We start from the raw sequence: 23,580 nt of genomic DNA, 5'->3' as shown, positions 1-23,580 counted from the left end.
AGCGTAGACTTCAACAGTTTACGCTTTTTATTTTATATCCCTCCTAATCGGATTAAAGAACCTAAAACCAACATTGAAAGAGCAATCAAAGTTACTACTGTGATAAGAATCGTAACGTAATGATATTTTTTTTGTGTTAGTTTTGGAAAAATAAAAAGTTGGGCGAAAATAGCTAATAGCAACGAAGTACAAAACAAAATAAGTTTGATTGAGATTACTTTTTCAATTCCGTTTGAGAAGGAAAACCATTTGGTAAAAGTAACATCATAATCATACGCCATTAAAATTCCTGTAATCACAAGCGTAATTAAAGAAGGCATTCCGATAGGTTCAAACTTATCTTTAAATGTTTTAAGTTTCTCTAAATCTTTAGTTTTTATGGCTTCAGGTAAATAGCGAGTCGCTAAAATCAGATGTCCTCCTATCCATATTGTTGCGGCTACTAAATGAATAATTAATAAGAAATGATGATACATTACGCTAACGTTTTATACATGATAACATTGGCAATATTTAGTGCTCTTTCTTTAATTTCGGTGGCTTTTTCGCCTTCAAATAACTTATCAACGGTTGTAGTAAATACAATCACCCAATGCTCAAAATGTTCTGGTCGCATCGGGCATTTACTATGTAGTTCTTTGTGAACTTGCATCGGACTACCATTATAATTTCCAGTGTAAAAAAGGATATTCTCCCAAAAATCGTACATTCTGGGTAAATGGGTTTCCCAATTCACTTGGGCAATTTCGGTAAACAGAAAACCGATAACTGCATCGGTTTTAATTTTATCATAAAAGGTATTGACTAAAAGTTCTATATCTTTTCTATTTTTAATATCTGCTTTCATTTTAATAAAATTTCGAGTTTAAAATTTCGGGTTCAAGGCTTGTAAATGTTGGTTTTACAAAATGGTAAAAACTCGCAACCCTTAACTCGTAACTTTCTAATTGTTTTACAAATCTTTTTTATTGAATTTTCGCATCGAAATGAAAAACGGAATAATTGCCCACAAAGCCAACAAAACAAACGAAACTATCAATCCAGCCGTTGTGCCAAAAAAATCTTTAAAAATTGCACCGGTATATCCCATCATAGCGGAAACATCTAAATGCAAGAGAATTTGAATTCGAGCTAAATCAATCGGACTAAAAGCGGTGATGCCTACCATCATATTTTCAATTGGATATTCGGCTAATTGGAAGAGTAAAAACAATACCATTCCATCGAATAATAATGCGAAATACAACCAAATCATTATCGCTAAACCGATTCCTTTTGCTTTATCTCGAGTCAAAATCGAACTCAAAAAAGCTAGTGCAACGAAGATGATCGAAATCAAACAACCATTGAGCAACATCATAAACCCAATACTATCAGGCGAATTGACTAACAACGGAATTCCTGCACCAATAAAAAACGCAAAAACCATCGCCGTGGATAATCCAAAAAACAAACTCAGCCAAATTTTCCTTCTTTTGATGGGTTGACTTAGTAAAAGTTCAATAAATTCGGCGCTATTGTACAAATAAATCGTAGCGAATAAAATGGAAACCAACGGAACTGTGAATAAAATCACATTCAAAATGGTTAGCAATCCTTTTGACGAATTGTCTTCTAATGCAAAAGAACTCCATGATAAAATAGACAAAATCAGCGTGTAAGCCAAAACGATTTTGTTTCGGATAATGTCGGACAATATGATTTTAATGATTCGATTCATTTTGTTTGTTCTTTAAAATTTTGGCAATCGCTTTAGAAATTCTCTCTTCTCCAGTAGTCGTTTTTAATTCTTCTACTTTTTGATGAAAATGCACTTTTCCTTCTTGCATAAAAATAATTTCAGTAATTAAATCGTCCAATTCACTTAGTAAATGAGACGTAATCAAAATTAGCTTCCCCTTCTCTTTCTCTTTAATGATTTTTTCTTTCAAAACTTCAGCCGCCAACGGATCCAAACCAGCAGTGGGCTCGTCTAAAATCAACACATCGGGATTAAAAAGGAAGGCTAAAACAGCACTTACTTTTTGAGTTGTTCCACCAGATAAAGTGCGCATTTGTTTGTCGAACATTTTTTCTAATTCGAAAGCATGTAACAAATCTTCATCCAAATCATCTGATGAATTTCGAATCTTTTTTATCATTTCGATAATTTGACCAATCGTCATATTATCAGGATATCTTCCTATTTGTGGCATATAGCCAATTTTTTCGCGATACAAATACTCACCCAAAACGGAATTTCCGTTAAAATGAATCGTACCCGAATCTGGCAAAACCATTCCTAAAACTGATTTTATCAAAGTGGTTTTTCCACAACCATTCGGACCAATTAAAGCAATACATTCTCCTTTTTTACATGAAAGATTGATGTTTTTTAAAACTTCAAATTTTCCAAACTTTTTCTGCAATTCTTTTATTTCAATCATAGTGGCAGTGACTTCATTAAAGGCTTATTATCTACAAAATTATCAGGTGTTATACTAGGTAATACTTTTTCAGATTTATCTAATAGCGTTATCATGAAACTTCGATACAACAACATCGCTGAAGGCGTGTTTTCTGTCAATACGGCGAACAAACTCAACGGATGATAAGGCACATCTCCCATTCCATCTTTGTCTAAATCGTAACCTTCATATTTATCCCAAAAATTCGAATTGAATGTATTTAAAACCAAACTTCCATTAGTACTAATATCAAAAGTGTTTTTCAAGAAATTATTGTTTACGATTTCGTTTTCCATGCAACTCGCTTGGATTTTCATACCCCAACCATTCGATTCGAAACTATTTTTTTCAACTTTGATTCGAGAAGTTCCTTCCATGTAGATTCCCGAAGTGTTTCGTGCAAAACGATTATTAAAAATATAACTATCTGATATTTCTTTAAGTAACAATCCATAGGCAGAATCACCCCAATTTTCCTCAAAATAGTTATTAAACATTTTTACATTTTTGGTAAACATAACGGCCACTCCTGCTCCATTGTTTTTGAAAACATTAGTAATATAAGCGTCATCGTTGGAGAACATGAAATGCAATCCGTAACGAATGTTGTTGTTTGCAATATTTCTCCAAATAACAGATTGGGTTACAAATTCGAAATAAATGCCATCGCGATGACCTGTAATTTTATTTCCAATGATTTGAAGATTGTTGCTTTTCCAACAGTGAATTCCGTTTCCAATCAACTGTTCGGCTTTACCATATGCTTTTATCACATTATTCTTAACGATGCAATTTGTGCTGTTTTGAAGGTAAATACCAAAGAAATTATTGTCAAGAATATTGCCTTGAATAATAACATTATTTTTATCATACACACGAATTCCACATGGATCATTTAATGCGGCGTGACCCGAATTAATGACTTTGAATCCTTTTACAACCACATCATTTGCATTGATTGATACCACTTCTTTTTTATGTTGGCCATCTAAAACAGGAAAGTTTTTTCCAATAAAATAAATCTTTTTATTGATCAAAATCGTTCCCTCTTTATAAATGCCCGAATGTACCAGAATCGTATCGCCATCATTTGCTAATGCCAAGGCTTGTTTGATTTTCTTCACTGGAAGATTCGCTCCTACTTTAATAGTAGTAGCTTTCCCAATTGAAAAAAACAATAGGAATACTATGAAACTAATTTTTTTCATTAATATAGTGTGAAAACTTGCTGCCAAGTTAACGTTTTGGCGTCAAGTTGTTTTTGAAAATTATCTTGTTCTTTATCAGATGCAAATGCTGCAAAATTACCACGCATGGGAGAATTTAAAGCACCGCCACGCAAATAAAAACTCTGTTCGGCTGGAATTAAAGTATTGTCTTTTGCATAATCGTTAACAAAGAAAGATTGTACTTGAACGTTCGTGTTTTCTTTTGCATATAACAACATACAAGACAAATCATCAAACTTGTAATAACGCCCCTTTTTAGTCAGCAATTCGGCACCAAATTTTCCGTTTGAAATGGTCATTTTGCAAAATTCACAAGAATCTACATTTAATTTGATAGGTTGTGGTTCATTTGAACCACATGAAATCATTAAAAATGACAAAAATAAAAGTACAATCTTCTTCATAACTTAATAGTTTACTTTCTTTTTTTGAATAAGTTGAATTCTCTATATATAATATAAAATAGCATTATTCCTGCACCAATTAACATCCATCCTCCAATATCTGGGACAGAATATGCACCAAAATTCAATAATTGTTTGTATCCAATTAATGGGGGTTGGTATGCCATTCCTGGTACTTTAATAGCTGCATTCGGATCTAGATTGTGACCGTATTCATAATTCCAACGGTAAAAATCTACTCCTGCTAAGATAACGAAAAGCACAAATGTTGCGAAAAATGCCAAAACAAACTTTCTATTATTGATAAAAATCAGTACTAAAGAAATTAGCGAAAAAGCACCTAGTATATAGGGTAAAATTTTGAATTCAATAAAATTTTCGGTGTGTAAAGTTGCCATTCCAATATAGTGATTTAAACCGTTTATGATTTCTACATCACCACCAATTTTATTGGCATGTAATTTTAAAACTAATCCTTCTGGGTATTGAGGTGCATCCAAATCAATTTGCCACATAGGAACAAACAATGAACCTATAAACAACACAGATATAAGGAATAAAAGGATTTTTGAAACTAAAGCAATTTTTGTAGTTTCCATAAAATTGAGTTTAAAAAAGGGACAAAAGTTACTTTGCCCCTTTTGTTAAAAATTTATTTTGTTGCTGGTACGTTTGTTCCTAAACTAAATTGTAATGGAACATTTGAACCTTTTGGAGATACTCTAATGTATCCTTGCATTTCTTGGTGTAATGCACTACAGAAGTCGGTACAGTAGAATGGGAACGTTCCAACTCTGTCTGGAACCCATTTTAATGTTGTAGTTTCTCCAGGCATAATTAACAATTCACCATTATTAGCACCTTTGATAGCGAATCCGTGTGGTACATCCCAATCTTGTTCTAAGTTGGTTACGTGGAAATATACTTCATCACCAAGGAAAACACCTTCAATGTTATCAGGAGCAAAGTGAGATCGGATAGATGTCATGTACACATGAACTTTATTTCCTTCTCTAACCACTTTCGCTTCTTTTTCACCTTTTGCAGCATATGGATGTTTGTTATCATCTAATTTGTAGAATTTCAACTGTCCATTGTTTCGAATTAAATCTGCTGGAGCTGCTTGAGCATAATGCGGCTCACCAATTGTTGGGAAATCTAAAATTAGCTTCATTTTATCGCCACTAATATCAAATATTTGAGCCGATTGTGCTAACTCAGGACCTGTAGGCAAATAACGGTCTTTAGTAATTTTGTTATACGCCACCAAGTATTTACCAAATGGTTTTTTACTATCTCCACCTGGAATCATTAAGTGACCAACAGAATAATAAGTAGGTACTCGGTCTAAAACTTTTAACGTTTTAATATCCCATTTCACTACTTCAGAAGAAACGAAGAAAGTTGTATAAGCATTACCTCTTCCGTCAAATTCTGTATGTAATGGTCCTAAACCTGGTTTTTGAACTTCACCATGAAGTGCTTCTTCGTATTTTACAACAGGAATTCCTCCATAGTCACCTTCATATTTTTTTCCTTTGATTGCAGCTTGCAATTTATCAAAACTAAATACAGGAATTAAAGCTGCTAATTTTCCAGAACCTACAATAAATTCTCCTGTTGGATCAACATCACATCCGTGAGGTGATTTTGGACAAGGAATCATATAACAAATATCTTTTAATTCAGATGCATCTAAAACCAATACTTCATCTTTCATTGTAGATTTAGCAGAGTGCGTATGCTCATCCCATGTATTGTGCGCATATTTTACTTTTTGTTTTTTCCCTTTTCCAGCTTTGATATATTCTTCTGCTTTTTTCCAGTTCACCGCCATGATAAAGTCTTTATCTTTTTGAGAAGCATTTACTTCTAACAATGTATTGGCTTGTTCTGTGTTGTAGCAAGAGAAGAAGAACCATCCATGCGATTTTCCTTTACCAGCATGTGAAAGGTCGAAGTTTACACCAGGAGTTACAATTTGGAAAGCCAAATCCATTTCTCCTGATTTTTTATCCACACTTACAAAACTGATGTGTCCTTTGTAATTTTCTTTATACGTGTTGATTGGAACATCTCCATTAGAATAATCCGCAGGAACACTAAAACGAGTACCCGCTACCACATATTCTGTATTCTCAGTAATGAATGGAGAAGAGTGATTACCTCCACTATTTGGAAGTTCAATAATTTCAGCTGTTTTGAAAGTTTTTAAATCAATTCTAGCAATACGTGGGGTATTGTTAGCATTCCCAAAAACCCAACGGCCATCTACTTCACCGTTAGTTTGAGATAATTCTGTATGATGTAAATCGTCCCAAGGCACAAATCCATGAGAAGTATTTAACATTGGCTTTGTTTCTTCACTATATCCCCAACCCTTCTCTGGGTCAACTGAAAATACAGGAATAACTCGAAACAAACGTCCACTTGGCAATCCGTAAACACTTAATTGTCCACTAAACCCTCCTGAAACGAAATTGTAAAACTCATCGTATTTTCCTGGAGCAACGTAGGCCTTTTGAGCAGCATCACCACTAACAGCATCACTTGAGTTTTTTGGCTTACAAGATGTAACCAAAGCACTTCCTAAAGCAATTACTAAAATTGCTTGTACAAATTTATTTTTCATGATATATGTAGTTAAATTAAGGTATCGTATTACTTTCACTTAACACAATACCTTTTTCCGTTTATTTTACACCGTCATTTTTACGCATATACTCAAGAATTCCTCTAGCTTCATCATCTGAAATACCTTGATTTGGCATACGAACTAAACAAATCTCAAGTTGTGCTTGTACTTCTGGATCTTTATCAATCATCGGATCTGGATTGGTAATGAAGTTCATAATCCATTGAGGTGTTCTTCTTTCGGTTACCCCTTTCCATCCTGGACCTACTAATTTTTCATCTGTCATTTTATGACATGAAGTACACTTTACACCTGACACTTCTTCTCCTTTAGCCGCTAGAGCTTGATCTAAAGTAGCTCCTAACTCAACTGTGTCGTACTTTCCTTCACCTCGTTTTGGATCATACGTTGCTGGATCGGCAGCAGTTTCTGTTGTTGCTTCACCACCACCTGTCTGATAATTATCTTCAGCAGATGCTTCTTTTTTACCACATGCTACAGCTAAAGCAAGAGATAAAACAAGTAAAATTGATTTGTTCATGATCTTTTAATATTAAAATTATTACTACAAATTTCTAATAATTAGTGTTTTAAAAGTATGATTACAATCATAAAAAAGATATTTTTATCTCTATTATTAACATTTGTTGAACAAAAAAGGTTGTCATCACAAATGAGAACAACCTTTTTATAAAAACCTAATTATAAACCAAATAACCTTTAATCAATAAATGGATTAAAATTTTAAATTGGAATTGCATGAAATACTAATTGGTTCAATTGCAATTCTAAATTTGATATATCATTTTGAATTTTTGAATTTTTTTCTTGAAAGACCGATTTATAATAGTCAATTCCGTTTAAAAGATTCGTTTTAAATGTTTCCCATTTTTTGATTTGCTGTGGCGTAATTTCTAAAGCTTCATTGATTTGATTCGATAAATACGAAACATACAAACCTAATTCTTTCACAAACATATTAGGTCTATCGGTATGATTTTCGATTACTCTCTTTCCGTAAATGTGTTGAATCATCTCTTTCAATGAAAATTCTCTTGAAAAATAAGCCATGTTTGGTCCAGGACAAACCACTACCCCTTGCGCTTGACCTTTCATTGGAATTCCTAATTCGATGTGACTTGCATTAGCTAACCCCACACACAAACATGATTTTTCTGTAATTGAATTGAATTCTTTCGTATAGGACTCAAAGGAAATACTTTCACGTTTTGCTTCTAATTCTTCTAATTTCTTGTCTTGATGTTTTTTAGATGCGGTACAAGTGCCTTCTTTTTTATATTCTTTGCTTAATGCTAAATATTTCTTTGGACATGAACTTCCAGCTTTACCTGAAGCAATACGCTGACTTTTAAAAAAATCATTCGTCATTCCTTTAATTGTGTTGAACGGAACTCCTAAAGGCGAAATGTTGCTCAAATACAAATCTTTTTCTTTAGCATCGGCTAATAATTTTCTGGTTTCTGCATCAACTGACGTGGCTTCTGGAACTAAAAGAAATGGTGAACCCCAACCCACAGCATCCACTTGATAATGGTCTAATAAAAACTGATGCTCTTCGGCAGTACCTACTCCACCTTGCACTGTGACTTTTAAAACCGGTGGTTCATTTGGAACTGTTTTATTTTTTGAAGCTAAAGCATTTGTAAATAGCGAATAGGCCGATTGAATCAATTCGTCTTTCTTGTTTTTAAATTCTTCTAGAATTGGGCCTAATAAAAATCCATCCGTGGCGAAAGCGTGTCCGCCACAGTTTAGACCCGATTCGATTCTATATTCGGAAACCCAAAGCCCTTTTTTGGCTAGAAAGTTTCCTTGAATCATTGCCGAACGAAAATCGCTCACTTTCAAAATAATTTTCTTTAGAAATTGACCTTTTGCATTTGGATAAAAAGCATCAAAAGTTTCCATGTAACTGTACAATCTCGGATTCATTCCAGCAGAAAAAACTACTGATGAATTTGTGGTACTGTTTACAAAACCTCTCAAAGCTGCATGTGCATCATTATAGATTACAGGTAATTGTTCGTCATCACTAAAATTATCTTTGTCAATTTTTGTCATGATATTCACATCAATGCTTCCAGGTGCAAAATGATGGTCAAGAATTGTTTTTAATTCTAACATATTGTTTTTTCCTGATTCAATTAAATGCTCTAATCTGATTTTTAATTCGGAAGTAGTTGGCAAAATAGCTATAAAATCCTCCAATTGCATTCTTTTTTCAAGCAATTCTGATTTGAATGACTCGAACTTTTGAGTAACAATTGTATCGAGTAAATTCAAATAATTGGTAATTCTTTTGGCTCTAAAATCATCTACTTTTTGCGAGATTTCTTCATAAGGTTGCTTGAATTTTTCGGCATAAAAAGCGGTCAATTTTTCAATCAAATCGTCATCCATAATGGAAATTACAGAATTAATTCCGTATTGCGCCACGCGCACTGGGCTATCAATAGTGAAAGCCAATCCCATAACTGGAATATGAAAGGTGTGTACGTTTTTTTGTAATGTCATATTGTTTTCTTGGTTATTTTTTGTGTCGATTTGTTAACAAAATAAATAGTGACAAATAAAATACAATCCTTCAGATTAATATATGATTATTATCATGCTTTGAAAATTGGAAGAATTTAAAGTAAAATCACTAAAATAATTCCCATTAAACCACCAAAACCTAATATCAAATATTTCCAAAAGGGATGTGCTTTTTTTAATTCCATAAACTGAAAAGCTACCAACCAAAACTTAATTAAAGCTAAAGTTACAACCGTTGTTGCCATAATTTCTGCACTTACATTTAATGCCACAAAAGCAGCCATTACAGTCAGTGCCAACAACAAAATAAACGTAGAAGAAATAGTATCTTTCATAAGCTATCATTTAAAAAAGTAAATAAAGTACTGGAAATAAAAGCAACCAAATTAAATCGCACATGTGCCAAAAACTGGCGCTGGCTTCTATATCTTCAAAGGATGCTTCGGTTTGTTTTTTTCTAATGGAAAATGTAATTACTAATAAAATTACTAATCCCACAACAACATGTATAAAATGAAAACCCGTTAATAACCAATAAAATCTAAAAAACGAATTGTAATCCATGTGCAAACCAGCTTCTAATTTTTCGTAATATTCAAATGATTTTAAAACTAAAAATCCAAGACCTCCTATCATGGCCCAATTGAAATAAAGCAAGGTTTTTTTGATGTTAGCAGCTTTAAAGAAGTGAACCCCTTTGGCTACGAAAAAACCGCTGGTTAGCAACAGAATTGTATTTATAGTTCCTATTGTTTTATTCAATTTTAAGCTACTGTTGTGAAACAAATCTCGCTCTTCCGAACCGTAATAAGCTAAGGCTAAAATCGCCATTCCGAAAGTGATGAGTTCTAAATAAATAATTATCCAAATTAAAATGCCTCCAGGCGGATAATAGATTGATTTTGTATTATTCATAATAATTCGACTTTACCTGTATGTAAATCATAAAATGTTCCTACTATTTTTATTTTTTCTTGATGGACCAATTCTCTAATAATCTTACTTGACGAAAGAATGTGATCTATGGTGGAAAGCACGTTCAACCGACCCGTTTCATTTGACAAATGTTCCGGTAATGGATACGTTTTGTGCTTACTGAATGCGACTTTTATTTGATTAGTTAATTGCGTTAAATGCCCTAAATTCACATTATCTATAGCGCCTTGAACCGCACCACAATTGGAATGCCCTAACACCACTAACAGTTTAGTACCTTTAACTTGAACAGCGTATTCCATACTTCCTAAAATATTAGGATCTTCAATATTTCCTGCAACACGAGCCACAAATAAGTTTCCAATACCTTGGTCAAATACAATTTCAGGGGGCACGCGAGAATCAATGCAAGACAACACAAAAGTATGTGGATGTTGTTCTTTTTCAGAATGATGGGCTTCATCAATAAAATTATGATGAATTGAAGCGTTGTTTATAAATCGCTCATTGCCCTCCATTAACGCTGTTAATGCCTCATTTGCTGTTTTAGGAATTGAATGATGTTCACTCTTTTCGCATGAAAAACTAAGAAGAATGAAAAAGGTAAAAAAAAAGGCACTTGTAATTCGCATCACTTTCTAATTAATTATTCCATTCTAATAACCGTTTTTCACCATCAATTTGCTTGATATCTGTAATATCTTGCGACATTTCAATTACCCCTTTATATCTTTTTTGTGTATCTCTAACTGCAAAATAGCGAATGTAAATCAGGCGCTCTTTATAATTAATCCAGAAAGAAGCTTCGTTTTGTTCGCCTTTTCTGAACGCTTCTAAAATTTGTAAAACCGTATCCACACTTTTAGGCGGATGACAAAAACGAACTTCTCTACCAATAATTCCGGCACTTCTAGGGAAAACACGTTCTTCTCCTCGATTATAGAAAATTACTTTATCGTTTTCATCAACATAAGTTAAATCAATAGGTAACGTTTTGAAAAGTAGATTTACCTGTTCAACGGTCATGTAACCTTCATCATAATGCGCTGCATTTTCGTTGAATACCACATCCGTTCTGCGTTCTGTATCTTGAGAGGGATGTATGTATTCGGATTCCTTAGGGAATTTTGGTGGTGCTTCTGACAGCATCCAACCAATTTCATCTTCTCCTTTTCGCATTTTAATCCAATCTTCTTCTGACAACATTTCTAAAGCATTTGGAAACAACACGTTTTCTTCTACTTCTAATAGGCGGTATAAATTTTGAGAAATCAAATTGGTATTATGCTTGGCAGAAGTAAAATCTTTGTCTTCCAAATTTTTTCTAACAATGCGAAACATTTCCCTAATCGTATCGTGAAACGACCACATATTTCGAGAAGGTCCCGTCCAGCCTTTTTGTTCTAAAAACGGAAACAATTGATTTTCTTTTCGCTCAAAGCGTCGCTCAACAGTTGCTAAATGATTGAAAACATTGTAAAATTTTTGAAATTCTTCTTTTGGATGAATGGCATTTACTTCTTCCAGTAATTGGTGAATCAAATCGGTCTCTACGAAATACGTATGAATAGGATGACCTTCCATTACTTTTGTATGTGTTTCTGCTGTTTCCATTTTATTGGTGTTTGATTTTCTCATAAAGTTTTACCAATGATTTCAGTAAGGCTTCAGGAGACGTTAATATTTGATAATGATTTTGACCAAACATTTGTGGTAAATAATATTTGGCTTGCGCTTCAATAGCTAAAGCATACGAATTGATTTTTCGCTCATTAAGCTCTCGCAACGATTGTTTGATATCTTGAATGCCGTATTGACCTTCGTATTTGTCGTAATCGTTTGGTTTACCATCGGAAAGCACAATAATCCATTTGTTTTTGGCATCCAATTGATCCATTCTTGCGCCAGCATGACGTAAAGCGGGACCAATTCGGGTGTAGCCATTAGGTTCGACGGCTCCGATTTTATGTTTAGCTTTGTTCCAACTTTCGTTGAAATCTTTCAAAGTGAGATAAGTCGTGAAATTTCTAGTTTTGGAATAAAATCCGTCAATTGCAAAATCGATGTCGAACTCGTGCAGAATTTCGCTAAATAGAATGGAAACTTCTTTTTCTACATCAATCACGCGATTTCCTGCAGCATAACCATCACTTGAAAGACTAATGTCTAACAAAACTAAAATCGCAAGGTCTTTGTTTTTCTTTCTTTGGGATAAATAAATGCGTTCATCTGGCGATTTTCCAGAATGAATGTCGGTATATAAATCAGTTAACGCGTCTAAATCGAAAGAGTCACCTTGTAATTGTCTTCGTTGTTGTTGCATTTTATTATTCACGCTGGTAAGCATTTTTCGTAAACCATTTAAAGTGGTTTTGTACTTCGCCATCGTATTTTTATAATAAGTCGCGTGAGTTTTGAGTTGGGTTTTTGGATACACTTTACAGAAATCAGTCAAGTAATTTCGTTTTTTAAAATCCCACTCGTCGTATTTTAAATGAAAGCCTTTTTCATCTACCTCAGCGCTTTCGGCTATTGAAGTATTCTCAACAAAATCCGCTTGATATACAGAATGTACCATATCATCCACACGAACGGTGAATCGCATGTTCATTTCTTCCAAGGCTTCTTGATGGTCTTTTAAATCGTCTTTTCCATCAAAATCGCGCCAATTTCCGTTGAATTCTTCTGCGGTTTCAATTTTCTCGAAACTGTGCATTAACACATAATCTTCTTGTTGTTTTTTGTCGATAGTAAGTGATTCAATTTCTTCAACGGCTTTTGCATGAAGCGTAGTTTCGGCTACTACATTGTTTTTTATTTTCTTAGTATTGTCATCGAAATCTTGCAATACATTTTCGGCTTCAATTTCGGGTGTATTTTTCATCCATTTTCCATACAACCAAGAATAATCAATGGATTGGTCTTTTTTATTAACAGGTAATTTTGGCACCGCATCAAAATAAAACTCTTGCATGGATGGATAATCCTGAAACATTTTTTCTAAAACCAATGGTGCGGTTTCAGTAGCTTTTTCCAAAGAAAGTTCTGGTGAATTGTCTTGATTATCCCAATTGAAATTCAGTTGTTTTTGAATACTCAAATACACCGTTCTGAAAAAATAAAATTTCAGGTTTTCTTCTTTTGTTGGGAACAGCGAACAATTTATTGGAAGAAAGAAGTTTTTGTTTTTGTAACCGCCTTCGCGTTCGGCTGGAAAAATTTCGATTGGCGCTCCACAAATCGCTCTTGCAAAAAGAGTCAATCGCGGTTTGATATCCGATAAGTTGATTTGACGGCTCAGAATTTCGGCATCATTGAGTCGTTTATTTTTAAAGTACTTGAGTACTTTTTTATAGATAATTTCGTCTAATTCCAAACCCATATCTTCAATCTTTAAATCATTAAATCGCACAAATCGTTTAAGGCTTGAATGGTTTCTTGCTCGTCTGTTAAAGGTTCCACAACGGCAACGTGAACGGCTAATCGTTTTGGTAATCCATTATTGATAAGTTTCGCGGCGTCCACTAATAATCGAGTGGAAACAGTTTCGGTTAGGCCTAATTCGGTAAGATTTCTAATTTTTGTTCCGATTGCGACTAACTTTTGAGCAATATCGGCTTGAATTCCGGTTTCATTGATTAAAATTTCGGCTTCAATTTTCGGATTTGGATAATCGAAGGAAAGTGCTACAAATCGTTGACGAGTAGAAGGTTTCAATTCTTTAAATCCTTTTTGATAACCTGGATTAAACGAAGCAACTAATAGAAAATCAGGATGTGCTTTGATGGTTTCTCCTAATTTATCAATGAAAAGTTCTCTTCTGTGATCGGTTAGGGAGTGAATGGCTACGATGACATCAGGACGTGCTTCGGCAACCTCATCTAAATATAAAATATATCCGTTTTTTACGGCTATGGATAAAGGTCCGTCAATCCAAATGGTTTCGGCTCCTTTGATGATAAAACGTCCAATTAAATCGGTTGCTGAAGTTTCTTCATGACAACTTACGGTGACTAATGTTTTGTTTACTTCATTCGCCATATATTCTACGAAGCGAGACTTTCCAGAACCTGTTGGACCTTTCAATAATAAAGGCAATCGCAATTGGTTGATTTGATTGAAAATTTCAATTTCAGCACCTACTGCTTTATAAAATATGTTTTTTTCTGCTACTATCATGGCTATTTATTTTGAAAAAACCGAAACCAAATGCTGGCAGCGACAACTCTGGGCAATTGGTCTCGGTTGCTATTAATTTAAAATTCTAACAAAAAACTAATAACTATTCTTTTACAAGAGCTTCATCAGTGGGTTTACCGTATTTGATAAACTCTAGAATATATAAGGTAATTCCAGTTGCAAAAAGAGAAGCACAAAGCAATAATACCACAAAGTGAATACTGATTTCGTTTTGGACATCCATAAAATCCATTTTCATTTTACGTTCAAGATAAACTTGAGCAACACCCGCAACACCAAAAGCTACTGTCATACCTAACATGCCAACATTTGATAACCAAAACGCCATGTGGCCTCTGGTACTATCGTATAATTTTCTTCCAGTCATATTAGGCATTGCATAACTAATAATCGCTAAAACAATCATAGCATAAGCACCCCAGAATGCATAGTGACCGTGCATAGCTGTTACTAAAGTTCCGTGCGTGTAAATGTTGGTTTGTGGTAAAGTATGCGCAAATCCTAACAATCCAGCTCCAATGAAAGATACAATAGAAGCTCCAATTGTCCAGAATAACGCAATTTTATTTGGATGTGATTTTTCACCTTTTCTATACATATACACTGCGAATAATGCCATAGCTAAGAAGGCTAATGGTTCTAATGCAGAGAAAATACCTCCAACGATTAACCAAATTTTATTTACTCCGATGTAGTAATAATGGTGACCTGTTCCTAATAACCCTGAAAGGAATGTCAAACCTACGATCACATATAACCATTTCTCAATAACTTCTCGGTCAACACCAGTAAGTTTGATTAATAAGTACGATAAAATACCTCCCATGATTAGTTCCCATACACCTTCAACCCATAAATGTACTACCCACCAACGGAAGAAAGAATCCGTTACTTGGCTATCGAACCAAATCATCCCAGGTAAATATAGTAAAGCAGCGAAAACCAATCCCATGGTTAAAACCAATGCGGTTGTTGTTCTTCTTTCTGCTTTATATAAAGTGGTAAGAATTAATCCTAAAAACAGTAAAACATTGATTACTACTAAAACATCTAATTCTCTTGGAATTTCAAGGAATTTTCTTCCTTCCCAAATATTAAAGTGATAGCCAACGATAGCTAAAACTCCAACAACAGCTAATGAAATCAACTGTACATAAGCCAATTTGACATTAACTAATTCTCGTTGTGCTTCTTCAGGAATGATATAATAAGCGGCTCCCATGAAACCGGTTAATAACCAAACTACTAATAAATTCGTGTGAACGGCTCTCGCTGTGTTGAACGGAATAAAATCGTGAAGACCATCCATTCCAATTCGGGCAAAGCCCATAATAAAACCATAGATAATTTGTAATGCAAATAATAACATGCATAATCCAAAGAACCAATACGCTACTTTTTGTGATTTATATTTCATAACTCTATATTTTGGATTATTCGTCTTTAGCTAAAGGGGAAACCACGCGATCAAAACCATTCAAATCAATATTTCCAATCCATTTGAAGTAAGCAATCATGGCTTCGGTATCGGCATCATTCATTTCGTACTTGACCATTTTTCTACCTTTTGGTCCCCAAGGAACTGGCGATTGTAAAACGGCTTTGACATAGCCTTCTCCTCTTCTTTCAATTACTTTGGTAAGTTCAGGTGCGTAATAACCTCCTTCACCAAGTATGGTATGACAACCCATACAGTTATTCGATTCCCAAAGTTCTTTTCCTCGAATAACTTTCGCATCAATCTTATCATGATACGTTTGATCATTTTTAGGCATGAACGAATAAATAGTTAAGCCAATAAAGACTAAAAAGGTTACTACGGTTCCACCTAAAAAAAATGCTCGTGCTTGTGATTTTGATAACATATTTTAGATATTAGTTAAGAATAATTACAATTAAAGATATTTTTATCCTTTAATCATGCAGCAAAATAACCACCAAATAAAATGAATACATATGATTCAAATCATATAATTAGAATTATATTAAGGATACATTTGTCCTTTATTAAATTAAATATAGTATTATGATTATAGATTCAAACAAAACAGTAGGAAACATAGTGGCAGATGATTATAGAACTGCAGGCGTTTTCAGTCAGTTAGGTATCGATTTTTGTTGTAAAGGAAACCGAACAATCGATGAAGTATGTGCAAAAAAAGGCATTGATAAATATGCGCTTTTAGAAGAATTAGAACGTGTTACGGCAAACAACAACGATCAAGGAATCGATTTTAAATCTTGGGAGTTGGATTTATTAATTGATTACATAGAGAAGAAACACCATCGTTATGTAGAAGAAAAGATACCGCAATTGCTTTCGTTCTTACTTAAATTAGAACAAGTTCACGGTGCCCAACATCCAGAGCTTTTTGAGATTAAAAAACTATTTAAGCAAAGCGCTGATGAATTAACGCAGCACATGAAAAAAGAAGAGTTAATTCTGTTCCCGTTTATCAAAAAAATGGTAGAAGCTAATCGAAATAATACTCCAATCAACAATCCTGGATTTGGTTCTGTAGCCAATCCTATTGCCATGATGATGGAAGAACATGAAAATGAAGGCGAACGATTTGAAAAAATTGTAGAATTATCAAACAACTACACTCCACCAGCAGATGCTTGCAACACATACAAAGTAACCTATCAAATGCTACAAGAATTTGAAGCGGATTTACATGCGCACATTCATTTAGAAAATAATATTTTGTTTCCAAGTGCCATTGTTTTACAAGAAAAGTTTTATTAGTTAATTAGGTTTTTAAACGGAGTCGTTTTGGTAAACAGAGCGACTCTTTTTAAAGTAAAAGGACTGCTAAAATAATTAGCAGTCCTTTTTTAATTAAAAATAACCCATTTATAATTAATCTATTTTTTGTAAGTAAACAATTGCGGATTAAATGAAACCATTACCCATGCCCAATTGTTACAATTGTTGTTATTTCCACCTTTTAATATTTCCATTGTATCGCTGGCAAACATTTTAGAAATACCACCCGATATTACAAAGTTTTTGTCTAATTTGTATGTTGCTGTTAAATCGATTTCAGTACCTAAATAGCTATCTTGTTCCTCTAAAGTCGTCATGTTGTAAACCGATGCAGCGCTATAAAATAAGTGAGGCGCTAACGTTACTTGCCATTTATTCTTGTCGTAAATGAATTTGGTATAAAAATCTTGTAATCCAACCGAATTTTTATGATTTCCTACATAGAAATAATCCATTAAACCATTGAATCCGTGATTGGTTCCAAATAAAGGTGTGAACGATTTTACTTTAGTATCGGTATCATTTTGATCTTTTCCAGATAAATATTCGAAACCTAATTCGGCTTTAAATGGAGAAGAGAATTTATATCCTAAATTAAATCCAGCATAATACGCACCAACATCAACTTTATCATTTGTAACAGCAGCTTCACCCATTTGTACATACAAACCGAAATCGCCATAGAATTTAGAAGCATCCCATTTTCCATAAGTTCCGATGGTTTGCAAATAGGCAACTTGGAATTTATTTTCAAACAAATTTTCATATTGATAGCCATTATTCAATGCTAAAAAGCTCAAACTAAGTTTAGAAAATTTTTGGTTGAACCAAATAAACTGCATGTTTTTATAGTTCGTTACATAAGCCGATTCGTATAAAGCTTCGTTATTGTTATTTAACGCTGCTCCGAAATCCAATTGGTAGCCATTTTTCTTGTTTGTAACCAAAACGGCATCGTGGCTTTGTCCTTGTTGTAGCCAATCAATTCCACCCATAATTCTCTGATTATCATAAGAAAGCACCTGTCGTCCAAATTTTGCTGTCCAATTCGTATTGAAATCATACGAAATCCAAGATTCGAATAACGCTACTCCGTTTTTATCCGATGGAGAAGTTGTAGCCACATCGCCCCAAACTCTAACGTTTTGAAATGATACATTGGCTTTCAATTTTTCTTGTTTGTAGAAGAAATTCATTCTCGAACGTTGGGAAACAAATGAAGTAGGATAAAAATCGTCTTTCATTAATTCTTTGAAACCGTTTCGGTATTCAAATCGAGGTCGTATTTGTAGGTTGACTTCTAACTCTTGGGCAAAAGAACCTACAGTTGAAATTGCAAAAGCAACTGCAACTAGCATTTTATTTTGAAGTTTCATGTTTTATTGATTTTTTGGGGAAGCCACTACTCTATTTTAGCCGCTTCTTCTTTGATTTTTGAAACCGTTTTGTCGTAACTAACTCCTAAGCCTTCTTGTTGGAATGCCAATTCCCCTTCTGCATTAAATACACTGATGATATTGGAATGAGAGAAATCTATCGGAGATATTTTTTTATAATTTACGGCTAGAACTGCTGCGAATTCTCTGGTGTTTTCTTCATTTGAACGCAAGAAAACCCATTGATTTCCTGTCATTTTATTTTCGATAGAGAAATCTTTTAATCGTTTTGGAGTATCCACCGTTGGATCAATACTTACTAAAACCAATTGGACTTTGTCTTTGTATTCTTCAGGAATTCGTTCTTCAATATGACGCATGTCAGCAACTAATCTTGGACAAGCAGCTTTGCAAGAAGTATAAATCATCACCATTACAAGAACTTTTCCTCTCAATTCTTTTAGTTCAATATCTTTTCCGTCTTGATTGGTCCATTTTTCAGGCAAGTTGTAAATTGATAAATCGGTTATAGGTTTATCTTTTATGCCTTGTTTTTCTTCTTTTGAATTACATCCGATTAATAAAAGGGAAGCAATTACGAATAAAATTATCTTTTTCATATGTTGAAATTTTATTTATTATTGGTAACCTATGTTATCGCCTTTTTAATAATGATTTTTGCTTACGCAAAAGAAGAATTTGTGGCGATTTCATGATTTTATTGTTTAATTGAAAACTCAATTAGCGATGTTTTTGGCACATCGGAAACCTAAATTTTTTGTAGTGTAGTTTGCTTTTATACTGCCTCTGAAAGCATAGCGCATAAAAGCGGCGTAATTCATTAAATCGGTGGCGTTGACAGAACCGCTTCCGCAGAACAAATCTTTATCGGTGTCTTTATCTTTTCTAGATTCTCCTGATAAAAAAATGCTGTTGAAATCGAAAGTCCATTCCCAAACTAATCCGTGCATATCGTAAACGCCCCAATAATTTTTGAATGTTTTCCCTACGGAATTGTTATAGGTTTTGTTTTTTTCGTACCAACTCAAGATGTATTTGTTGAATTCTTCTCTTGAACGAGCGTCTTTTCGTTTCTCATCAGCCATAGCTACATATTCCCATTCGTCTAAAGTGGCTAATCTTTTACCTTGACATTCGCAATATTCTTTCGCAGCAAACCAAGAAATATTAGTTACAGGTGCATTTGCATTTAATTGTCCGAAACTTAAATCACCACTCCATTCTGATAAATAAGTTGTATTAGCAAAAAGGCGTTTGATTTTTGATTTTCGGTAATTTGGATTTTTTTTCAAAAATTCTAAATATTGTTGATTCGTAACCGGATATACATCTAACAAAAAAGATTTGATGTTCACTGGTTTCTTATCTGTTGTTCCATATAACGGAACGTAACTCCCTGCTCCAATGGTTACCATATCTTCGGGCACCTGAGAAAAAGAAATGGAAACCCAAGATAATAAAATTAGGCAGTAGTGAAATCGTTTCATAAATTGAGCTTCCATTCTTCAGTTTGTTTAAGGTTTAGTCTTATTTTTTACCTCTTTGTGCTTTTACCATTGCGGGCGTAACTTTTGTTTTATTGTTACCCCAACTGCTGTAAACGTAAGTCAATACATCTGCTACTTGTTGGTCATTTAATCCCTGACTTGTCATCGCACTATTGTATTTTTTACCATTAACTGTAATAGGACCGTTTAATCCGTTTAACACCACTTTTATGGCTCTGTTTACATCTTTATTTAGATAATCCGATTTGGCTAAAGGAGGAAATGCATTTGGAATACCTTGTCCGTTTGCTTGATGACAAGCTACACATGTTTTATTGTAAATTGCTTTTCCTTTATTTCCATCCTGAAATGCAACTACTTCAGATGTCTTGGTGGTTGGCAATTTAAAACTGATTAAAGTTCCGGTTACGATAAGTGCAATGGCACTCAATACTATTTTTTTCATTTTTGTTAACTATATTTATTTGATTATTATTCGTGCATATCTTTTACTTTAGGCGCTGGTTTAGCTCTTTGTGTTTTTACCATTTCCGGGGTTACTTTTGTTTTGTTATTACCCCAACTGTTATATATGTAGGTTAAAACATCCGAAATCTCTTGATCGGTAAGGTTTTGACTCGTCATCACCGAATTGTATTTTTTACCATTTACTGTGATCTCTCCACTTAATCCATGAAGTACCGCATTAATTGCTCTATTCGGATCAGCGTTTAAGTAATCGGATTTAGCTAATGGTGGGAAAGCAGCTGGAATACCTTGTCCTTCTGATTGGTGACAAGCGAAACAAGTTCTTCCATAGATATTTTTACCATCAGCAATTTGTTGGTCTAACGTTTTATTTACCACTACTTCTTTACCATTACCCGTTTTTGGCATGTTTTGAATCGTTCCACCTTCTGGGTGATAAATTCCTTCTTGAGTTGTACCTGAATAAATTTTAGCATTATCAGCACCTTCAACTTTTAACATCCCTAAAGCACCTTTGTTAAACGCTCTGAAAATGGAGTGATCTACTAAAATGAAAGTTCCTGGAACATCTACTTTAAACTCTACAATAGCAGAACCTCCGGCTGGAATTAACGTAGTTTGAACATTTTCATTAATCATATCTCCCCCTTCGATGTGAACTTTATCGAAAATCTCCCCAATAACGTGGAAGGAAGAAACTAAATTTGGCCCACCGTTACCCATATAAATTCTAACCGTTTCTCCAACTTTAGCTGTTAAAGCACCCTCTCCTGTAAGCGCTCCAACTTTACCATTAAACACAACATAGTCTGCATGTTCATCAACGGCTTTTGTCATATCGAATGGTTGCATTCCTGGCTCTCCGTATTTCCCTTTTGTATAAAAATCTCCTTGCATCACATAGTATTCTTTATCTACAGGAGGCAAACCACCTTCAGGTTCTACCAATATCAATCCATACATACCGTTTGCTATGTGCATCCCTACAGGTGCTGTAGCACAGTGGTATACATATAATCCAGGATTAATACATTTGAAGTTAAATGTTTTTTCATGTCCTGGCGCTACCAATGAAGATGAAGCTCCCCCTCCTGGCCCAGTAACCGCATGTAAGTCGATGTTGTGAGGCAATTTGTTGTCTGGATGATTTTTTAACGTAAATTCTACTTCATCACCTACTCTAGTTCTAATAAAACTTCCTGGAACACTACCTCCAAAAGTCCAGTAAACATACTTAACACCGTCGGCCATTTCACCTTCGATTTCTTTAATTTCCATGTTTACAATTAATTTTTTTGCAGGACGATCTCCAACAGGCTTTGGCACAAATGGAGGTGCTGTCAATTCTGCAATCATTTCATCACCAACTGAAATATCGGCATAGTTGGTAGTTGAGTCACCGTTCTGTTTACATGCGATACTTGCCAAACAAGCCACACATAATACTAGAACTCTTTTAATAAAATTACTCATGGTAGAAAAAATTAGTTTTAAATATTGGTTTCAATAATAGTTTCGTTACTATCATTTTATAGGTCAAAATTAAAAGACTTAAACGTCCTTTAATATGATAAAAATCATGTTTAAAAAAAATAGTTTAAAGCGATATCAAAAAGGAAAAAAAGCACTAAAAAAGAAGGTTCAAATTCTCGAAGAAAGCTTTATATTTGCAGTAAAACAAACCACTTTTCATGAAACTCGTATTCGCTTCCAACAACAAAAATAAAATTCAAGAAATACAACAATTAGTTCCAAAAACGATACAAATTTTAAGTTTAGAAGACATCGGATGTATCGAGGAAATCCCAGAAACTGCAACTACAATTGAAGGAAATGCAATTATCAAGGCCAATTATGTAACCGAAAAATACGGTTATAACTGTTTTGCAGATGATACTGGTTTAGAGGTAGAGGTATTAAATGGTGCTCCGGGAGTATATTCCGCTCGTTATGCGGGCGAACAAAAAGATGCCAACGATAATATGGATAAACTTTTGTCTGAATTGCTTAATAAATCGAATCGAAATGCTAATTTTAAGACTGTAATTGCATTAAATCTAAACGGTAAACAAAATTTATTTACCGGGATCATAAACGGAAAAATTATGGATAAGAAAATTGGAACTAATGGTTTTGGCTACGATCCAATTTTTACAGCAAATGGATATGACAAAACTTTTGCTGAATTAACGATGGAAGAAAAATCAAAGATTAGTCACAGAGGAATTGCAGTGAAAGAACTTATTCTTTTCTTGCAAAAACAGAGCCAATAGGTAAACTCCAATTATATTTAAACGCGATTAATCGGAAACTAATTATAAAAAGAGCGACCGTCAAGGATATAAAATCTCCTTGTACTTGTAATTTTTGTAAAATAAAAAACAAAATTCCTCCGGCGATACATAGCGTTGCATAAATTTCCTTTCGAAATAACACTGGAATTTCATTACATAAAATATCGCGAATAACACCTCCAAAAGTAGCAGTTAAAGTACCTAAAATAACACAAACCACAGGACTCAAGCCAAATTCAATTCCTTTTTCTAAACCAATTAAGGTAAAAACACCTAAACCAATGGTGTCAAATAAGAACATAGAAATTCGCAAACGTTCTAAATAATGATTGAAAACGATTGATAAAACAAATCCGATGGTAATAATATAAACATAATCGATATCGAGCATCCAACCCACAGGTGTTCTTCCAATCATCACATCGCGGATTGTTCCACCTCCAAGTGCCGTTACAAAAGCAATGCAATACACCCCAAACAAATCTAATTTTTTATAAATAGCCGTTAAAGCCCCCGAAATAGCAAAAACCAGAGTTCCTGTAACATCTAAAAGTTCAAACATTATTGTAGTATTTCAAACAAAAGTACTTCAATTTTGCGTTTTTTTAACCCGCTAAGAGGGATAAAAATAATAATTACAAAATCTACCAAAAGAAGTAAAATCATAACAAATTGAAAATCAATACCTAACAAATTAGTTTATCTAATTAATAAACCGTACCTTTGCACCCAATTT

General features: G+C 33.9%; 26 protein-coding genes and 1 pseudogene. 3 read left to right on the top strand and 24 right to left on the bottom strand.

Going from position 1 to position 23,580, the window contains the following annotated elements:
• Nucleotides 1–32: 32 nt before the first annotated feature.
• The 18 genes from BUE95_RS10825 to BUE95_RS10745 form a co-directional block, all read right to left on the bottom strand.
• Entirely contained in the window at nt 33–476 is a 444-nt protein-coding gene (locus BUE95_RS10825; protein ID WP_073584377.1) for a copper resistance protein CopD, read from the bottom strand.
• Nucleotides 476–847 carry a group III truncated hemoglobin gene (locus BUE95_RS10820; RefSeq protein WP_073584375.1) on the bottom strand — a complete coding sequence of 124 codons (372 nt, stop codon included), beginning with the start codon at nt 845–847 and terminating at the stop codon, nt 476–478. The genes BUE95_RS10825 and BUE95_RS10820 overlap by 1 nt, the downstream gene beginning before the upstream one ends.
• Before the next feature lie 105 nt (nt 848–952).
• A complete protein-coding gene (locus BUE95_RS10815; RefSeq protein WP_073584373.1) occupies nt 953–1,720 on the bottom strand; it encodes an ABC transporter permease subunit in 768 nt (255 codons plus the stop codon).
• A complete protein-coding gene (locus BUE95_RS10810) occupies nt 1,704–2,426 on the bottom strand; it encodes an ABC transporter ATP-binding protein (RefSeq protein WP_073584371.1) in 723 nt (240 codons plus the stop codon). The genes BUE95_RS10815 and BUE95_RS10810 overlap by 17 nt, the downstream gene beginning before the upstream one ends.
• Entirely contained in the window at nt 2,423–3,655 is a 1,233-nt protein-coding gene (locus BUE95_RS10805; protein ID WP_073584368.1) for a nitrous oxide reductase family maturation protein NosD, read from the bottom strand. Before BUE95_RS10805 ends, BUE95_RS10810 begins: the two co-directional genes overlap by 4 nt.
• Complete coding sequence (locus tag BUE95_RS13515; protein WP_084530280.1) at nt 3,655–4,080, bottom strand: nitrous oxide reductase accessory protein NosL; 426 nt, start codon at nt 4,078–4,080, stop codon at nt 3,655–3,657. Before BUE95_RS13515 ends, BUE95_RS10805 begins: the two co-directional genes overlap by 1 nt.
• Nucleotides 4,081–4,091: 11 nt before the next feature.
• Nucleotides 4,092–4,679, bottom strand: coding sequence for a hypothetical protein (locus tag BUE95_RS13510; protein ID WP_084530279.1), 588 nt, complete (start codon nt 4,677–4,679; stop codon nt 4,092–4,094).
• Nucleotides 4,680–4,732: 53 nt separating this feature from the next.
• Entirely contained in the window at nt 4,733–6,712 is a 1,980-nt protein-coding gene (nosZ, locus tag BUE95_RS10795; RefSeq protein WP_073584366.1) for a Sec-dependent nitrous-oxide reductase, read from the bottom strand.
• Nucleotides 6,713–6,773: 61 nt separating this feature from the next.
• The gene (locus BUE95_RS10790) at nt 6,774–7,256 is read right to left on the bottom strand and encodes a c-type cytochrome (protein ID WP_073584364.1); all 483 of its coding nucleotides are present in this window, start codon (nt 7,254–7,256) and stop codon (nt 6,774–6,776) included.
• A gap of 203 nt (nt 7,257–7,459) precedes the next feature.
• Complete coding sequence (locus BUE95_RS10785; RefSeq protein WP_073584362.1) at nt 7,460–9,250, bottom strand: hypothetical protein; 1,791 nt, start codon at nt 9,248–9,250, stop codon at nt 7,460–7,462.
• A 116-nt stretch (nt 9,251–9,366) separates the two neighbouring features.
• Nucleotides 9,367–9,606 (bottom strand): cytochrome C oxidase subunit IV family protein, encoded by a 240-nt coding sequence (locus tag BUE95_RS10780; protein ID WP_084530278.1) that lies wholly within the window; start codon nt 9,604–9,606, stop codon nt 9,367–9,369.
• A gap of 10 nt (nt 9,607–9,616) precedes the next feature.
• On the bottom strand, nt 9,617–10,186 hold the full coding sequence (locus BUE95_RS10775) for a cytochrome c oxidase subunit 3 (RefSeq protein WP_073584360.1): 570 nt from the start codon (nt 10,184–10,186) through the stop codon (nt 9,617–9,619).
• Nucleotides 10,183–10,839, bottom strand: a complete 657-nt coding sequence (locus BUE95_RS10770; protein ID WP_084530277.1) for a carbonic anhydrase — start codon at nt 10,837–10,839, stop codon at nt 10,183–10,185. Before BUE95_RS10770 ends, BUE95_RS10775 begins: the two co-directional genes overlap by 4 nt.
• 10 nt (nt 10,840–10,849) lie before the next feature.
• A complete protein-coding gene (locus BUE95_RS10765) occupies nt 10,850–11,821 on the bottom strand; it encodes a DUF438 domain-containing protein (RefSeq protein ID WP_073584576.1) in 972 nt (323 codons plus the stop codon).
• A 1-nt stretch (nt 11,822) separates the two neighbouring features.
• Nucleotides 11,823–13,589, bottom strand: a complete 1,767-nt coding sequence (locus BUE95_RS10760) for a nitric oxide reductase activation protein NorD (RefSeq protein ID WP_073584358.1) — start codon at nt 13,587–13,589, stop codon at nt 11,823–11,825.
• Between the two features lie 11 nt (nt 13,590–13,600).
• On the bottom strand, nt 13,601–14,386 hold the full coding sequence (locus BUE95_RS10755; protein WP_073584356.1) for a CbbQ/NirQ/NorQ/GpvN family protein: 786 nt from the start codon (nt 14,384–14,386) through the stop codon (nt 13,601–13,603).
• 103 nt (nt 14,387–14,489) lie between these two features.
• The gene (locus tag BUE95_RS10750) at nt 14,490–15,824 is read right to left on the bottom strand and encodes a cbb3-type cytochrome c oxidase subunit I (protein WP_073584354.1); all 1,335 of its coding nucleotides are present in this window, start codon (nt 15,822–15,824) and stop codon (nt 14,490–14,492) included.
• Between the two features lie 16 nt (nt 15,825–15,840).
• Entirely contained in the window at nt 15,841–16,272 is a 432-nt protein-coding gene (locus BUE95_RS10745; RefSeq protein ID WP_073584352.1) for a c-type cytochrome, read from the bottom strand.
• A 161-nt stretch (nt 16,273–16,433) separates the two neighbouring features.
• On the opposite strand from BUE95_RS10745, the gene ric reads away from it, so the two are divergent.
• Entirely contained in the window at nt 16,434–17,156 is a 723-nt protein-coding gene (gene ric, locus BUE95_RS10740; protein WP_073584350.1) for an iron-sulfur cluster repair di-iron protein, read from the top strand.
• Between the two features lie 119 nt (nt 17,157–17,275).
• Here the strand turns inward: ric and BUE95_RS10735 are convergent, their stop codons facing one another.
• From BUE95_RS10735 to nirK, 5 genes and pseudogenes are all read right to left on the bottom strand, one after another.
• Nucleotides 17,276–18,553 carry an alginate export family protein gene (locus BUE95_RS10735; protein ID WP_073584348.1) on the bottom strand — a complete coding sequence of 426 codons (1,278 nt, stop codon included), beginning with the start codon at nt 18,551–18,553 and terminating at the stop codon, nt 17,276–17,278.
• Between the two features lie 26 nt (nt 18,554–18,579).
• On the bottom strand, nt 18,580–19,173 hold the full coding sequence (locus BUE95_RS10730; RefSeq protein ID WP_073584336.1) for an SCO family protein: 594 nt from the start codon (nt 19,171–19,173) through the stop codon (nt 18,580–18,582).
• 117 nt (nt 19,174–19,290) lie between these two features.
• The gene (locus BUE95_RS10725; RefSeq protein WP_073584334.1) at nt 19,291–20,076 is read right to left on the bottom strand and encodes a formylglycine-generating enzyme family protein; all 786 of its coding nucleotides are present in this window, start codon (nt 20,074–20,076) and stop codon (nt 19,291–19,293) included.
• A 25-nt stretch (nt 20,077–20,101) separates the two neighbouring features.
• Nucleotides 20,102–20,413: pseudogene (locus BUE95_RS10720) on the bottom strand (c-type cytochrome); the annotation flags it as partial.
• A 140-nt stretch (nt 20,414–20,553) separates the two neighbouring features.
• Nucleotides 20,554–22,023 carry a copper-containing nitrite reductase gene (nirK, locus tag BUE95_RS10715; RefSeq protein WP_073584330.1) on the bottom strand — a complete coding sequence of 490 codons (1,470 nt, stop codon included), beginning with the start codon at nt 22,021–22,023 and terminating at the stop codon, nt 20,554–20,556.
• 94 nt (nt 22,024–22,117) lie between these two features.
• On the opposite strand from nirK, the gene BUE95_RS13820 reads away from it, so the two are divergent.
• Both BUE95_RS13820 and BUE95_RS10710 read left to right on the top strand, forming a co-directional pair.
• A complete protein-coding gene (locus BUE95_RS13820) occupies nt 22,118–22,276 on the top strand; it encodes a hypothetical protein (protein WP_234977650.1) in 159 nt (52 codons plus the stop codon).
• Entirely contained in the window at nt 22,242–22,823 is a 582-nt protein-coding gene (locus tag BUE95_RS10710; RefSeq protein WP_073584328.1) for a non-canonical purine NTP diphosphatase, read from the top strand. Before BUE95_RS13820 ends, BUE95_RS10710 begins: the two co-directional genes overlap by 35 nt.
• Here the strand turns inward: BUE95_RS10710 and BUE95_RS10705 are convergent.
• The gene (locus BUE95_RS10705; RefSeq protein WP_073584326.1) at nt 22,792–23,406 is read right to left on the bottom strand and encodes a trimeric intracellular cation channel family protein; all 615 of its coding nucleotides are present in this window, start codon (nt 23,404–23,406) and stop codon (nt 22,792–22,794) included. The genes BUE95_RS10710 and BUE95_RS10705 overlap by 32 nt on opposite strands.
• Nucleotides 23,407–23,580 lie beyond the last annotated feature (174 nt).

The organism is Flavobacterium cucumis (assembly GCF_900148835.1).
Classification (GTDB): Bacteria; Bacteroidota; Bacteroidia; order Flavobacteriales; family Flavobacteriaceae; genus Flavobacterium; species Flavobacterium cucumis.
Note: the sequence above shows the minus strand (reverse complement) of the source record. Positions and strands in the feature narration are given on the sequence as shown.

Bases quoted from the DNA above. Each gene is read 5' to 3' on its own strand.
- nosZ (WP_073584366.1), bottom strand. From the start codon at position 6,712: ATGAAAAATAAATTTGTACAAGCAATTTTAGTAATTGCTTTAGGAAGT.
- BUE95_RS10810 (WP_073584371.1), bottom strand. From the start codon at position 2,426: ATGATTGAAATAAAAGAATTGCAGAAAAAGTTTGGAAAATTTGAAGTT.
- BUE95_RS10775 (WP_073584360.1), bottom strand. From the start codon at position 10,186: ATGAATAATACAAAATCAATCTATTATCCGCCTGGAGGCATTTTAATT.
- BUE95_RS10780 (WP_084530278.1), bottom strand. From the start codon at position 9,606: ATGAAAGATACTATTTCTTCTACGTTTATTTTGTTGTTGGCACTGACT.
- BUE95_RS13510 (WP_084530279.1), bottom strand. From the start codon at position 4,679: ATGGAAACTACAAAAATTGCTTTAGTTTCAAAAATCCTTTTATTCCTT.
- BUE95_RS10710 (WP_073584328.1), top strand. From the start codon at position 22,242: ATGAAACTCGTATTCGCTTCCAACAACAAAAATAAAATTCAAGAAATA.
- nirK (WP_073584330.1), bottom strand. From the start codon at position 22,023: ATGAGTAATTTTATTAAAAGAGTTCTAGTATTATGTGTGGCTTGTTTG.
- BUE95_RS10705 (WP_073584326.1), bottom strand. From the start codon at position 23,406: ATGTTTGAACTTTTAGATGTTACAGGAACTCTGGTTTTTGCTATTTCG.
- BUE95_RS13820 (WP_234977650.1), top strand. From the start codon at position 22,118: ATGATAAAAATCATGTTTAAAAAAAATAGTTTAAAGCGATATCAAAAA.
- BUE95_RS10760 (WP_073584358.1), bottom strand. From the start codon at position 13,589: ATGGGTTTGGAATTAGACGAAATTATCTATAAAAAAGTACTCAAGTAC.
- BUE95_RS10745 (WP_073584352.1), bottom strand. From the start codon at position 16,272: ATGTTATCAAAATCACAAGCACGAGCATTTTTTTTAGGTGGAACCGTA.
- BUE95_RS10820 (WP_073584375.1), bottom strand. From the start codon at position 847: ATGAAAGCAGATATTAAAAATAGAAAAGATATAGAACTTTTAGTCAAT.
- BUE95_RS10735 (WP_073584348.1), bottom strand. From the start codon at position 18,553: ATGAAACTTCAAAATAAAATGCTAGTTGCAGTTGCTTTTGCAATTTCA.
- BUE95_RS13515 (WP_084530280.1), bottom strand. From the start codon at position 4,080: ATGAAGAAGATTGTACTTTTATTTTTGTCATTTTTAATGATTTCATGT.
- BUE95_RS10805 (WP_073584368.1), bottom strand. From the start codon at position 3,655: ATGAAAAAAATTAGTTTCATAGTATTCCTATTGTTTTTTTCAATTGGG.
- BUE95_RS10770 (WP_084530277.1), bottom strand. From the start codon at position 10,839: ATGCGAATTACAAGTGCCTTTTTTTTTACCTTTTTCATTCTTCTTAGT.
- BUE95_RS10765 (WP_073584576.1), bottom strand. From the start codon at position 11,821: ATGGAAACAGCAGAAACACATACAAAAGTAATGGAAGGTCATCCTATT.
- BUE95_RS10755 (WP_073584356.1), bottom strand. From the start codon at position 14,386: ATGATAGTAGCAGAAAAAAACATATTTTATAAAGCAGTAGGTGCTGAA.
- BUE95_RS10790 (WP_073584364.1), bottom strand. From the start codon at position 7,256: ATGAACAAATCAATTTTACTTGTTTTATCTCTTGCTTTAGCTGTAGCA.
- BUE95_RS10785 (WP_073584362.1), bottom strand. From the start codon at position 9,250: ATGACATTACAAAAAAACGTACACACCTTTCATATTCCAGTTATGGGA.
- BUE95_RS10750 (WP_073584354.1), bottom strand. From the start codon at position 15,824: ATGAAATATAAATCACAAAAAGTAGCGTATTGGTTCTTTGGATTATGC.
- BUE95_RS10815 (WP_073584373.1), bottom strand. From the start codon at position 1,720: ATGAATCGAATCATTAAAATCATATTGTCCGACATTATCCGAAACAAA.
- BUE95_RS10725 (WP_073584334.1), bottom strand. From the start codon at position 20,076: ATGGAAGCTCAATTTATGAAACGATTTCACTACTGCCTAATTTTATTA.
- BUE95_RS10730 (WP_073584336.1), bottom strand. From the start codon at position 19,173: ATGAAAAAGATAATTTTATTCGTAATTGCTTCCCTTTTATTAATCGGA.
- ric (WP_073584350.1), top strand. From the start codon at position 16,434: ATGATTATAGATTCAAACAAAACAGTAGGAAACATAGTGGCAGATGAT.
- BUE95_RS10825 (WP_073584377.1), bottom strand. From the start codon at position 476: ATGTATCATCATTTCTTATTAATTATTCATTTAGTAGCCGCAACAATA.